The organism is Thalassobaculum sp., from assembly GCF_965223715.1.
In the GTDB taxonomy this organism is placed as follows: domain Bacteria; phylum Pseudomonadota; class Alphaproteobacteria; order Thalassobaculales; family Thalassobaculaceae; genus Thalassobaculum.
Genome location: NZ_OZ245012.1, coordinates 4980139 through 4993513 on the forward strand (window position 1 = coordinate 4980139; position 13375 = coordinate 4993513).

11 protein-coding genes are annotated in these 13375 nt (G+C 65.8%); 4 read left to right on the forward strand and 7 right to left on the reverse strand.

All coding sequences use genetic code 11. From position 1 onward, the window contains the following. Positions 1–185: 185 nt before the first annotated feature. Positions 186–1868, forward strand: coding sequence for an energy-dependent translational throttle protein EttA (gene ettA / locus ACOQOP_RS23160; protein ID WP_420564189.1), 1683 nt, complete (start codon positions 186–188; stop codon positions 1866–1868). A 502-nt stretch (positions 1869–2370) separates the two neighbouring features. Here the strand turns inward: ettA and ACOQOP_RS23165 are convergent. Beyond that, complete coding sequence (locus tag ACOQOP_RS23165) at positions 2371–3015, reverse strand: hypothetical protein (RefSeq protein WP_420564190.1); 645 nt, start codon at positions 3013–3015, stop codon at positions 2371–2373. On the opposite strand from ACOQOP_RS23165, the gene ACOQOP_RS23170 reads away from it, so the two are divergent. Then, positions 3014–3148: a hypothetical protein gene (locus ACOQOP_RS23170; RefSeq protein WP_420564191.1), complete on the forward strand. Its 135-nt coding sequence runs from the start codon at positions 3014–3016 to the stop codon at positions 3146–3148. The two genes, ACOQOP_RS23165 and ACOQOP_RS23170, sit on opposite strands and share 2 nt — an antisense overlap. 385 nt (positions 3149–3533) lie before the next feature. Here ACOQOP_RS23170 and ACOQOP_RS23175 read toward each other — a convergent pair whose 3' ends face one another. The 5 genes from ACOQOP_RS23175 to ACOQOP_RS23195 form a co-directional block, all read right to left on the reverse strand. Then, complete coding sequence (locus tag ACOQOP_RS23175; RefSeq protein WP_420564192.1) at positions 3534–4457, reverse strand: IS1595 family transposase; 924 nt, start codon at positions 4455–4457, stop codon at positions 3534–3536. 401 nt (positions 4458–4858) lie between these two features. Next, positions 4859–5470 (reverse strand): MlaC/ttg2D family ABC transporter substrate-binding protein, encoded by a 612-nt coding sequence (locus ACOQOP_RS23180; protein ID WP_420564193.1) that lies wholly within the window; start codon positions 5468–5470, stop codon positions 4859–4861. 94 nt (positions 5471–5564) lie between these two features. After that, positions 5565–6335, reverse strand: a complete 771-nt coding sequence (locus tag ACOQOP_RS23185; RefSeq protein WP_420564194.1) for a VacJ family lipoprotein — start codon at positions 6333–6335, stop codon at positions 5565–5567. 243 nt (positions 6336–6578) lie between these two features. Beyond that, positions 6579–8327, reverse strand: a complete 1749-nt coding sequence (locus tag ACOQOP_RS23190; protein WP_420564195.1) for a tetratricopeptide repeat protein — start codon at positions 8325–8327, stop codon at positions 6579–6581. A 162-nt stretch (positions 8328–8489) separates the two neighbouring features. Continuing rightward, entirely contained in the window at positions 8490–9422 is a 933-nt protein-coding gene (locus ACOQOP_RS23195; RefSeq protein WP_420564196.1) for a hypothetical protein, read from the reverse strand. A 48-nt stretch (positions 9423–9470) separates the two neighbouring features. Here ACOQOP_RS23195 and ACOQOP_RS23200 point away from each other — a divergent pair, with 48 nt between their 5' ends. After that, a complete protein-coding gene (locus ACOQOP_RS23200) occupies positions 9471–9956 on the forward strand; it encodes a thioesterase family protein (RefSeq protein ID WP_420564197.1) in 486 nt (161 codons plus the stop codon). A gap of 32 nt (positions 9957–9988) precedes the next feature. Here the strand turns inward: ACOQOP_RS23200 and ACOQOP_RS23205 are convergent, their stop codons facing one another. Beyond that, positions 9989–11158, reverse strand: a complete 1170-nt coding sequence (locus ACOQOP_RS23205) for an iron-containing alcohol dehydrogenase (RefSeq protein WP_420564198.1) — start codon at positions 11156–11158, stop codon at positions 9989–9991. A 180-nt stretch (positions 11159–11338) separates the two neighbouring features. Between ACOQOP_RS23205 and ACOQOP_RS23210 the strand changes: the two genes are divergently transcribed. Continuing rightward, complete coding sequence (locus tag ACOQOP_RS23210) at positions 11339–13219, forward strand: monovalent cation:proton antiporter-2 (CPA2) family protein (protein WP_420564199.1); 1881 nt, start codon at positions 11339–11341, stop codon at positions 13217–13219. Positions 13220–13375: the final 156 nt, after the last annotated feature.

Genomic DNA, 13375 nt, shown 5'->3' on the forward strand with positions numbered 1-13375 from the left:
CTACCGTATGGAGAGAATGTCATCGGTTCAAGCGGATGTCTGCATATTCGGGTATCAGCGGCGGATCTCGTTCCGATACGCGCGGCCCGCGCGCCGGCCTCCCAAACCCGCATTGCCGCACCCCCGACCGATGGGCTAGAACCGGCGCTGCTCAATACACTTGCCCCGTGAGAGGATCGCGCCGCATGGCCTCCTACCAGTACATCTATGTCATGAACGGGCTCTCCAAGGTCTATCCGGGAGGGCGCGAGGTGCTGAAGGACATCCGACTGTCCTTCCTGCCCGGTGCCAAGATCGGCGTGCTCGGCGTCAACGGCGCCGGTAAGTCGACCCTGCTGAAGATCATGGCGGGCGTGGACACTGAATATCAGGGCGAGGCCTGGGCCGCCGACGGCGTGAAGGTCGGCTACCTGCCGCAGGAGCCGCAGCTCGACACCGATACGGACGTCCAGGGCAACGTCATGCGCGGCCTGGGGCCGATCAAGGACCTGGTCGACCGCTTCAACGAGGTCAGCGCCCGCTTCGCAGAGGAGATGACCGACGACGAGATGACCGCGCTGCTGGCCGAGCAGGCCGAGCTGCAGGAGCAGATCGACGCGGCCGACGCCTGGGATCTGGAGCGCAAGGTCAACATCGCCATGGACGCCCTGCGCTGCCCGCCGGGCGACGCGGACGTGACCAAACTGTCGGGCGGTGAGCGCCGCCGGGTGGCGCTGGCCCGCCTGCTGCTGTCCCAGCCCGACATGCTGCTGCTCGACGAGCCGACCAACCACCTGGACGCGGAGTCCGTGGCCTGGCTGCAGCGCATGCTCGCCGAATATGCCGGAACGGTCGTCACCGTGACCCACGACCGCTACTTCCTGGACGAGGTGGCGGGCTGGATCCTGGAGCTGGACCGCGGTCGCGGCATCCCCTACGAGGGCAACTATTCCGGCTGGCTGGTGCAGAAGCAGAAGCGCCTGGAGCAGGAGGGTCGCCAGGAGGCCGCCCGCATGCGCACCCTCAACAACGAGCTGGAATGGATCCAGCAGAGCCCGCGGGCCCGCCAGGCCAAGTCCAAGGCGCGCGTGCAGGCCTATGAGGAGCTGCTGGCGCAGAGCAAGGAGAAGGCGCCCGACACCGCCCAGATCGTCATCCCGGCTGGACCGCGCCTGGGCGACGTGGTGATCGAGGCCGAGGGGCTGGACAAGGCCTTCGGCGACCGGCTGCTGATCGAGGACCTGACCTTCAAGCTGCCCCCGGGCGGCATCGTCGGGGTTATCGGGCCGAACGGTGCCGGCAAGACCACCCTGTTCCGCATGATCACCCAGCAGGAGACGCCGGACGACGGCGTGATCCGCATCGGCGACACCGTGAAGCTCGGCTATGTCGACCAGAGCCGCGACAGCCTGGATCCGAACAAGACGGTCTGGGAGGAGATCTCCGACGGGCTCGACGAGATCGATCTCGGCCGCCGGAAGATGCAGAGCCGGGCCTATTGCGGCCAGTTCAACTTCCGCGGCGGCGACCAGCAGAAGAAGGTCGGCCAGCTCTCCGGTGGTGAGCGCAACCGGGTGCACCTGGCCAAGATGCTGAAATCCGGCGCCAACGTGCTGATGCTCGACGAGCCGACCAACGACCTGGACGTCGACACCCTGCGCGCGCTGGAAGAGGGCCTGCTCGAGTTCGCCGGCTGCGCGGTGGTGATCAGCCACGACCGCTGGTTCCTGGATCGCATCGCCACTCACATCCTCGCCTTCGAGGGCGACAGCCATGTGGAGTGGTTCGAAGGCAACTTCGAGGCCTATGAGGCGGATAAGAAGCGCCGGCTGGGCGAGGATTCGCTGCAGCCGCACCGGATCCGCTACAAGCCGGTGGTGCGCGCCTGACCGGCGCGGCCGTCCTGCGATCCGCAAGCAAGCGGGCGGACCTCCGGGTCCGCCCGTTTCCGTTTGGGGAACGGCAGGACCCGTTCTCCGGCTCCCGCTCCATAGCTCCCCCAACTCCCCCATATGCACTCCCCGGGTTTAGTCCGGGGCCGACACTTCCGCTGCCTGATCGCCGGAGGTTTCTCTGCGACGCCCGTGCCGCCCCACCGTGGGCCCCGGAATAAATCCGGGGAGTGGGGGAGAATGCGGAAGAAGGAAGAGGATCCGGAGATAGGTGATGGGAGGGTCGTGGTGTCGCACGGCCGCGCTCACGAGCTCCCCCTTTCCACACTCCCCGGATTTATTCCGGGGCCTACGTTTCCGCCGTATGATCGCCGGAGGGCTCTCTGTGACGCCCGTGCCGCCCCACCGTGGGCCCCGGACTAAATCGGCAAGTATATACTTGATTGAACAGGTCCGGACATGACACAGGATAAGGGACAGGCCAGCGCTGAGATAGAGATCACTCCGGAGATGATTTCGGCCGGCTGCGCTGTGCTTGACGCTTGCGTGGAGCTTCCGTCTTACGATTGTCTTGTGGTTGATGTTTATACCGCCATGACGGCTGCTGCAGGTCGCCAAACATCATGCGATGCTCACGAGGCTTCAGAAGGTCTCGCCAAATAGCTCCTTGTACGTTGAGTAGTATGGCGTCCAAGTCGTCGCTCATTGCGTCCAATAGGTCGGCTGATATCGGAAAGGATTGTGTCGCCTCTTCGGTGTGAGCGCGTCGAGCATTTGTGACATGTTTGGGCTTACCGTCTTCGAATGTTGCGCCATGGTGGATCACGGCATCTCTGACGGCGGCGATGATGTTCAGTTGCTCCAGAACGTCGGCATATGCAGGGTCTAGCGGCTTGTTTTTTACCGCGTGCATTCTGCGGATGTTGTCTCTCGCAACTCTCACCCTGATGCCCGAAAATACGGCATTGGCCATTTCGCGGGTGAGACCGGCCAGATGGGCGTGATACGCATGCATGATCGCTTCGACGGCCGAGTATCTGTGCACAAACCGGCCTAGAGCGCGAAAGTAACGTTCTTCGTGCTCAACGACGAAAGTCAGATCAATGCGGTCAGGGAATGCAAGGTTGTCTGGAAAGTCCGACATGACCGACTCCAAGAAAGACGACGAACCTAAAGTGACCCCTGAGGGTCAGCGGAAGGGCGACGAACTGTTGAAGCGCATGCTCCAGACGCCGCCAAAGCCGCATAAGCCGAAGAAGGAGCAGGGCGATGGTTGACGCTTGGAACGTTGATGCCACCAACCCAAACGCGGTTACGACCCTCAACCTTCTTTGCCAAAAGCATCCTTTATCCGGCTCACCGTGTCCGTCATTACCGCAATCGGGTCCATCTGAACTCCAAGCACCGACTGACAAGACGGGCACTTGTAAGCCAGCATCTTAAATGTCCCTCCCATCACGACGTGACCGTCCAATCCGTCGATCTGAATAGACATCACTATCTGTTCGCACTTCGGGCATTTTCCATGCATGTCCGCCTCCCCATCTAACGACGGGAATCCTGACTCCCATAATCGGATGAGTCGAGTCGATCAGGGTGGTTTCTAATAGCGCGCCCTTAAGGGCTTTCTTGAACTGCTCACGGGATAGCTTCCCGCCGCTGTTACGCCCCTGAACCAGTCCGCCGATAGGTCAGACGCTTTCCTTCCGCGCCTTTCATGGCGATGGCCGCGCGGGTGAAGTCGTCAACGTGGCGGTAGTTGTAACGGAAATCGAACTCTCCGAGATAGCGCTTCAGGTGCTTCTTGGAGACCGCGTGATACACGCCGTTGATGCCGCGCTTGAGGATGGAGAAGTAGTTCTCAATCGTGTTGGTGTGGGCCTCGCCGCGCACGTACTCGCCAGCAGAGGGGTTGACGATCTGGTGGTCAAAGTCTCGGTGCATGTGGCGGTACTGGCCCGCATCGTCGGTCATCAACTTCGTGGCGGGGTGAAGCTGCTCCTTGAGGATGGGGCGCAGAGTCGCGGCATTGACGCGGGGCGTATGCACGGAACGGACACGGCCGCCTCGCTCCACCAGGGAGAACGCGGACTCCTTGCCCCATGAGCCACCGAGGCGGAAGGGCGCACGCTTGTTGGCGTGCTTGTTCTTCTGCTTGCCACCGATGAACGTCTCGTCAGCCTCGACGGTCTTACCTTCGCCGCCGAACTGATCGGGATTGAACTCACGCATGCTCTCGCGGATGCGGTGAGCCATGAACCACGCGGACTTGTAGGTAATGCCCAGCATGCGGTGGAGCTGGTGCGCGCTGATGCCCTTCTTGGAAGAGGCCATCAGGTGCGTAGCCAGCACCCACTTGTGCAACTTGATCTTGGAGCGCTCGTAGATCGTGCCGACGCGGACGGTGAACTTCTCGCGGCAGGCTTTGCAGTGATACCAGCCAGGCCCCATGGACTTGCCACCGAGAGGGGAGACGGTCTCAGTCTCACCGCAGGACGGGCACACCGCACCATTCGGCCAGCGGATCTGTTCCAGATGCTCGCGGGCTGCGTCTTCGTCGTTGTAGATCTTGGCGGTGATATCCATGGCTCTCTCCTTGCCCTTCAAAGGTAGGGAATCAGCCATGTTCAGTCAAGTATATAGTTGCCGACTAAATCCGGGGAGTGGGGGAGAACGCGGGAGAAGGAAGAGGACCCGGGGAAGGGTGAGGGAAGGGTCGCGGTGTCGCACGGTCGCGCTTAATAGCGCCACCATATTCACTCCCCGGATTTAGTCCGGGGCCTACGCTTCCGCCGCATGATCGCCGGAGGGCTCTCTGTGACGCCCGTGCCGCCCCACCGTGGGCCCCGGACTAAATCCGGGGAGTGTGAAAAAGGGGGGAGAGGGGAAGAGAGAAGCGGCGCCGCCGGGCCATCTCCTGGAAGGCAGAGAGCCGGCCCGGGTGGTCCGGGCCGGCTCTCGATGCTCGTGCGGAGAACGGGGAGGGATCAGCCGCCTGAAGAGCGCAGCCCGGCCATCTGGCGGTTCAGGGCGTCGATCAGCGCCTGGACCTTGCCGCCGTTGTTCTGGATCACCGAGGCGTATTCCTGGCGCTGGGTGACGCTCATGCTCACCCCTTCGATGACGATGTCGACGATCTTCTTGCCGCCCTCCGCCTCGATGACCCGCCACTCCAGGCGGAACTCCTCGTTGCTGTTCGGCGAGACGATGCGGCTGGAGACGATGTCGAACCGGCCGTCCTCGCGGGTGCCGTCGATCACCAGCTTCTGGCCGCCATACTCGTCGAACCGACGGGCATAGGTGTAGATCATGTTCTCGGTGAAGGCCTTCAGATAGGCCTGCTGTTCGGCCTCGCTCGCGGTGCGCCAGTAGCGCCCCAGCAGGAACTGGCCGATGCCCGGCATGTCGAAATAGGTGCGCACCAGATCGCCGAACGCGTCCCGGCGCTCCGCCTGGCTGAGACCGGTCTCCGATACCAGCGCGATGGCCTTGTCGGCGAATTCCCCGACGAAGGCGCCGGCGTCGGACGCCGCGCGCGCCGAGGCGACCGGCGCGGCGATAAGAAGAATAAGGGCAAAAGCCCGAAGAATATTGCCCATGTACCGATCCTCGCGTGTCTGTCGAGTTAGCGTGACGGTGTCAGTGCTGCAATGGTCGGAGCTGGCCGGAGATCCCGGTGGCCGGTGCGCGCCGTCAGTCGGTCGTCCGAGCCCCACTCTGCTCGATCGGCGCCTTCGACGGCCGGAACTCCTCGAACTCGCCGGAGGACGAGCCACCGGTGGAGGCCATTGGCGGAGGAGTGTTGTTGCGGATCAACGCATCCCGGCGCTGCTTGTAGATGGTGCGCACACGGGCGTAGTAGTCGACCGAGGTGGCCTTCAGATCGTTGATCTGCTGGAAGTTCTGGGCCCGGAAATCGACCGCGCCGACGACCCGGCGGGCCACCTGGAAGCGGAAGCGGGCGTCGTCGTCGCCACCGATATAGTTGATCGGATCCATGAAGTAGTCGGCGACGAGGCCGCCGGTGTCGCGCAGGTTGGACGGGCCGATCAGCGGCAGAACGAGGTAGGGGCCGTCCTCCGCCCCCCAGACCGCCAGGGTCTGGCCGAAGTCCTCCGGACGCCGCTCCAGGCCGAGGCCGGTGGCGTTGTCGACGATGCCGAACATCGGCGAGTTGGCGACGAAGCGGGCGGCGTTGTGCTTCAGGCCGTCCAGGTCGCCCTGCAGCGCGCTGTTGGCGATGTAGATCGGCGAGCTGAGCCAGTCGAGGAAGTTGCGCACGACCTCGCGGATCGGCGCCGGCACCACTTCCTTGTAGACGAAGGCGGTCGGCTGCAGGACCACGGTATCGACGGCGTCGTTGACCGCGAAGACCAGGCGGTTTGCCGGCTCGATCGGATCGTAGACCGCACCGTCCTCCACATCACCCTGCGACGCGCAGCCGGCGAGCAAGAACAGCGCCAATGAGGTTCCAAACGCTACCCGACGCATCCGGCCAAGCCCTTTCCATCTGCGCGACCCAGACCCGCGCCTATTTACACTGCAAGCAAACCGATGTCGTGACCGTCGATCTCGACGCGACAACTCCCAGCGACGTTTAATCCGAGTATCACAAGGCGAAATCGTTTGCCAGCCTGAGGCAAGGCAGCGCCAAGGCTTCGGCGGGTGTGTTGCAGAAATGTCGCGCTTTCCGCAAGCATTTGTGGGTTACCTCACGCGGCGGGCAAGGCCGTGCGCTTTGCGTTGCCATTCCACTGCACCTACCGCTCGATAAAGTCGCCCCGCCTGCACCAGAAGGGCGGCCGCGGTGGCGTTGTCCCGGTTCACGGCGAGCAGTCCGATCTGCAGGGCGGCGTCGGCCTCGGACAGCCGGTCGCCGACGCTCTGGAACAGGATGCGGGCTTCGGCATAGGCCTCCTGGGCCTGCTGGAGCCGTCCCTGGGCGGCCTCCAGGTCGCCGATGGCGCGCACCGCCGTGCCCTCGCCGTGGTGATCGTTCAGCTTGCTGTACATGCCGCGCACCTGGGCGTAGTTGACCCGGGCCCGGTCGAAATTCTCCATCAACATGTCGAGCTGGCCGAGATCCATGAGGGCCTGTGCCGCGTCGCGGGCGCCGCCGGCGTTCTGATAGTGGCCATAGGCCTCCTTCAGCACCTCGCGGGCCGAGCGCTTCTGGTCGCGGGCGAGGTCCACATGTCCGCGGCCCTTCTGGGCATCGGCCATGATAAGCAGGTCGTTGGAGCTCTTCGCCTGGGCGATCACCCGGTCGAACAGGCCGCGCGCCTCCTCCAGGTTCCCCGCCATGCGCTCCATCTCGCCCATGCCGATCATGATCCGGCTTTCGTTGTCCCGCTCGCCCGATTCCACGAACAGGTTGCGCGCCGAGGTGCCGTTGCTGCGGGCCCATTCGAAGCGGATGCGGGCCCGGCGGGTGTCGCCGCGGCCGGCGATCAGCTCGCTGTTGCCGATGCGGCGGCCCGCCTGCTTGAAGCGCGCGCAGGCTTCCAGGGCGGTCTCGCGGGCGTCGTTGCCCCGCTGCATCCGCCGGTAGCTGTCGGACAGGCACAGGCGCACCATGCCCTCGCCCACGTAGTCGCCGGTGCGCCGGTAGAGGGACAGCGCGCGCTCGAACCGGTTCTGCGCCTCGGCGAGGTTGCGGTCCAGGCGGAACACCTCGCCCCGGGCGTAGAGCGCATGGGCCTCGCCAATGCGGTCGCCGACCTGGCTGAACAGAAAGCGGGCCTGGTCCAGATGGCTGCCGCCTTCCTCGTTCTTCGACAGCCGCAGACAGGCCTCGCCCAGTCCCATGAGCGCGCCGGCTTCGCCGAAGCGGTCGGTATCGGCGGAGAAGGCGCGGCGCGCGTCGTCGAACAGCTGGCGGGCGGCCTCGTAGCTGCGCCGCTGCAGGTTCATGCTGGCAAGACCGACCAGGGCACGGCCCTCGCTGCGCACGTCCTTCAGGTCCTTCGCCGTGGCCTCGACGGATCTGTAATGACCTTCGGCCACGTCGTACTCGCCGGTCTCGGCGGCCAGGTCGGCCTGGCTCAGCTTCACCAGGATCTCGCCGGCCCGGTCCTTCACCTCGCGGAACAGGTTCGCCGCCTCATTGAAGTTCTTGCGGGCGTCGTCGGCGAGCCCGCTGATCCGGAAACCTTCGCCCTGGGCCCAGAGCCGGCCGGCCGACGCGCCGGGGCCGGTCGACAGGACGCCGCCGGAACGCATCGCCTGCACGCCGCCGGCGCGCCGGATGTCGCGCCCGATCCACCAGTCGATTCCGATGACGATCAGCCCGATCAGCACGACGGTCAGAGCCGCCATGTGCTGGAAGTTGATGTTGCTGTCGATGGTGAAGATGTAGCTCACGCCCGCCGCGAACAGGGTGAGCAGGAACAGCACCACGCGGCGACGGAGAGCGCCCAGGTTCCCGCGTCTGCGGGCACTGTTGATAGCTCTCACCGTCTGATGTCCCTGTTGTTAGCGTCGTCGCTGCGGAAGTGCCTGCGTCGGACCGGCGCGATCACGGTTCGAACCGGAGATGCGCGCCAGGGCTACGGGGAGGAGTATCGCCGATTTTCCGGCCCCCTCCAACCGCAAGCCACCCGTGAGTGTATGAAACCTTCAGGTCGATAGCCGGCGATAGACCGGCCGCAGCAGGGCCGGCAGCAGATAGATCGGAAACTGCAGGACCGCCAGGTACAGGAAAGCGTCCGGATGGAAGGCCGCCGGGGCCGCACCCAGAACGATCGCCATGTTCCGGTTGCCGGAGATCAGCGCCACCGTCGTCGCCGTCCGGCGCCCGGCCGGCAGGAACACCAGAAACCCGATCGCCTGCAGGATCAGGCTGACGGCGAAGACAAGGGCGATCATCCCGGCAACCTTGGCCGGATCCGCCATGGCGGCCCCGGTCACGCCGTCCATGACCGCGATGGCGAAGATCAGCATGACCAGGACGAAGGCGCCGTCGAGCGCGTCGGAGTAGCGCTGGATTCGGGCCTGGCCGGCGACCGCACGGACCGCGGCGGCGATGAAGGCCGCCAGGGCCAGCATGCCGACCAGCCGCAGCATCAGCTCACCCACGCCGATATGCAGGTCGAGACCGATCAGGCTGAGGATCAGCGGCGGCAGGGTCAGGGGCATCAGCAGCCCCCCCAGCGTCATCACCATGAGCGCCAGCGCCCCGTCCAGGCGCAGGATCGTCGCCAGCGCCGTGACCGAGACCAGGGGCGGGGAGGCGGTCCACACCACCACCGCGGCCGCCACGCCGAGCCCGAACATCTCTTCCACGCCGAACAGCGCGACCCCGGCCCAGCCGAGCGCCGGCGAGACCAGCAGCACGAATCCGACCACCGGCAGCACCCGGCCGGGGGACCGGGCGGCGTCGAGGATCGCCGCCGGCTGCAGCCGCAGCAGCGAGAACACCAGCATGACGATGATGGTCGGCACCAGCAGCGGGCGGGCCATGGTGGCGAGGTCGGGCAGGGCGAGGCCGACGAACACGCCGGCGGCCAGCAGGATCGTGGCGTGTTTGCCGATCCAGGCAAGCGCGGTCATGATCCGCCGCTCAGACGGAACTTCGAAACGGGACTAGTGGAGCAAGGCATGAATGACGCGGGATGGTTCAACTCGGGGGCGGCCAAAGTGCGCCCGGATTGGATCGACTACAATGGCCACATGAATGTCGGGTACTACCTGGTCGCGTTCGACATCGCGACCGAGGAGGTCTGTGTTCATCTGGGAATCGGCGAAGCCTACCGCCGGGCCAAGGACGCGTCGATCTTCGTTCTGGAGGCGCATGTCACCTATGACCGTGAGGTGGTCGAGGGTGCGCCGCTCGCCTTCCGCTCGCGCATCGTCGACCACGACGCCAAGCGCTTCCACCTGATCCATCACATGTACCACGCCGAGGAGGGGTTCCTCGCGGCCACCAACGAGCTGATGTGCATGCATATGGACCTGACGACCAAGCGGTCGGCGCCGATGCCGGCGGAGTCGCTGGCCAAGGTGGAGGCGCTGTACGCCCAGCATCAGGCGGCGGGCGATCTCGACGGCATCGGCCGCAAGATCGGGATCCGCCGCAAGAGCTGAGGGGACGGGCCGCCCGCCCCCTCCAGAGACACTTATCGGTTGGCGGCCCAGACCTGCTTGTACAGCTCGACGATCTCGCCGTGCTCCGGGATGCGCGGGTTGTTGGCGTGGGAGCCGGAGGCGATGCATTGGGAGGCCATGGTCTCCATGAGCCCGGTCCATTTCGCCTCTTCGATGCCGTAGGCCGGCGGGGTCGGCACCTGCAGCTCCTCGTTGGTCTGATACAGCCAGTCGAGCAGCTTGTTCGCCGCAGTCTCGTCGCTGTCCTTGGCATCGGCCGCGCCGATCAGGCGGCCCGCCTGGGCGTAGCGGTCCAGTGCCGACTCCAGCGAGAACTTGGTCACCGCCGGCAGCAGCATGGCGTTGGACAGGCCATGGGGCACATGGAAATGCGCGCCGATCGGCCGGCTCATCCCGTGCACCAGGGCGACCGAGGCGTTGGAGAAGGCGAGGCCGGCCTGGGTCGCGCCCAGCATCATCTGCTCGCGCGCCGCGCGGTTGTCCGGCTCGAAGCAGGCGGTCTTCAGGTTGGCGCCGATCCGCTCCATCGCGGCGATGGCCATGCTGTCGGAATAGGGGTTCCGCTTCTGGCTGACGAAGGCCTCCAGCGCGTGGGTGAAGCTGTCGATGCCGGTATCCGCGGTCAGGCGGAACGGCTTCTTCATGGTCAGCTCGTAATCGACGATGGCCGCGTCGGCCTGCCCGGCGAGGCACATGACCAGCATCTTCTCGTCGGTCTCCACATCGGTGATCACCGTGCCGCGGGTGACCTCGGAGCCGGTGCCGGCGGTGGTCGGGATGCAGAGCAGCGGGACCGCGGCGGTGTCGACGCCGTTCGGCACCTTGTAGTCGCGCATCTGCCCGCCATGGGCCGCCAGGATGTTCATCGCCTTGGCGGTGTCCATGGGCGAGCCGCCGCCGAAGCCGATCAACCCGTCGAACCCGCCGGAGCGCAGGCGCTCGGTGCCGGCCGAGACCACCGTGGTGGTCGGATCGGGCACGGTCTCGGAGAACACGTCATAGGCGATGCCCGCCTTCGACAGCGGGTCGGTGAGCTGGGCGATCATGCCGGAGGACACCATGTACGGGTCGGTGACGATCAGCGGCCGGCTGACCCGCAGCTTCTGCAGCACCTCGCCGACCCGGCCGATCGAGCCGCCGCCGATCAGCATGATTCTCGGCCCAAAGATCGTGGCGCTCATGACGCATCCCCCGTTTGTACTTTGATGATTTGGTTCGGTGTGGCGCGCACGATACGCGAGGCATGGAAAATGCTGCAAGCGCCCGTGCGAGGTCTCCCACAGCGTCGGCCGTCATCCATGTTAAGATGATCCAACCGGGCAACAATTGCGCCCGACACCGACGATTGAACGGGAACGCGCATGGCCGGCATCCAGGACACGGTGGTCTTTCTGACGGCGGCGGTGATCGCCGTTCCCGTGTTCCGCAAGGCCGGCCTCGGGGCGCTGCTCGGTTATCTCGGTGCGGGGATCGTCATCGGCCCCTCGGTGCTGGGGCTGATCGACGACGTGGACGCGATTCTCCACTTCGCCGAGTTCGGGGTGGTGCTGCTCTTGTTCATCATCGGGCTGGAGCTGATGCCCGCCCGTCTCTGGGCCCTGCGCCGGCCGATCTTCGGGCTCGGCACCGCCCAGGTGGCGGTCAGCGCGGCGCTCATCGGGCTCGGCTCCTACGCGCTCGGCTACGGCGTGCAGACCGCGATCGTTGTCGGTCTCGTGCTGGCCCTGTCCTCGACCGCCTTCGCCGTGCAGACCCTGGCCGACCGGGGGGAGCTGCGCACCCAGCACGGCCGTGCCGCTTTCTCCATCCTGCTGTTCCAGGATCTGGCGGTGATTCCGCTGCTGGCCGTCCTTCCCTGGATCGCGGACGCGCCCGGCCTGGTGACCGAAGGGGCGACCGAGGCGGTGCTGTCCGATACCGACTACCTCTCCATCGCCTATTCCATCGTCACGGTGGCCCTGATCATCGTGGTCGGCCGCAAGCTGCTGCGTCCGCTGCTGCGGGTGGTGTCGAGCACCGGGGTGCAGGAGCTGTTCACCGCCGCGGCGCTTCTGGTGGTGCTGGGCATGGCGCTGGCGATGGAGCAGATCGGCCTGTCCATGGCGCTCGGTGCCTTCCTGGCCGGGGTGCTGTTGGCCGACAGCGAGTACCGGCACAGGCTGGAAGCGGATATCGAGCCGTTCAAAGGCCTGCTGCTCGGCCTGTTCTTCATCGCCGTCGGCATGTCGATCGACATGGGCCAGTTCTTCGACGCGCCGTTCAAGACCTTCGGGGCGGCGCTCGGCCTGGTGGCGATCAAGGGGCTGGTGATCTTCCTGCTGGCCCGCTCGGTGCGCATGAAGTGGGAGGCCGCCCTGGCGCTCGCCGCCGTGCTGCCCCAGGGCGGCGAGTTCGCCTTCGTGCTGTTCGGCGAGGCGATCAATGTCGGCGCGGTCGACCGGGCGACGGCCGACTTCCTGATCCTGGTGGTGGCGATCTCGATGGCGATGACACCCTTCGCCGTGCAGCTCGCCGATGCGGCCCGCAGCCGCTTCTCCCGCCGGGTCGCCACGCCGGCGACGACGGAGGAGCTTGAGGATCACGACGCCCAGGTGATCATCGCCGGCTTCGGCCGCTTCGGGCAGATGATCGGCCGCATGCTGAACATGCGCCGCATCAAGTTCGTGGCCCTGGACAGCGACCACGACCGCATCGCCATCGCCCGGCGCTTCGGCAACGACGCCTATTTCGGCGACGCCTCGCGCCTGCAGATCCTGGAAGCGGCCGGGGCGGGCCGGGCCAAGCTGCTGGTCATCGCGGTGGACGATCCGGAACGGGCGGATTCCGTCGCCCGGGTGGCGGGCATGCATTTCCCGAACCTGAAGCTGTTCGCCCGCGCCCATGACCGCTTCCACGTCTACCGGCTGATGGAACTCGGCGTCGACCAGGTGGTGCGCGAGTATTTCGACAGCAGCCTGGACATGGCCGGCCGGGTGTTCCGCGAACTCGGCGTGCCGGGCCGCAAGGCCGACCAGATGGTCAAGCGCTTCAAGGAATACGACGAGCAGCTCCTGCGCGAGCAGTACACCATCCACCGCGACGAGGCGGAGATGATCCGCACCTCCAAGGAGGCCGCCGCCCACCTCGCCAGCCTGTTCGAGCACGACCAGGAAGCCGCCGAGCAGGAGCAGGAGGAAGAAGCCAAGGCCTCGGGCGACGGGCCGCGCCCGCTGGAGCGTCCGCGCCAGACGGCGGCGGAGTAAAGAAACTGCCCCGTCATTCCGAACCCTCTACGTCATCCCGGATCATCCCCGGGCTCGACCCGGGGTGAGGCCGGGACCTTGATACAGACCGCTGGGTCCCGGCCCGCACCCGGATCAATCCCGGATTAAATCCGGGACGGGCGCGTCCGGGATGAC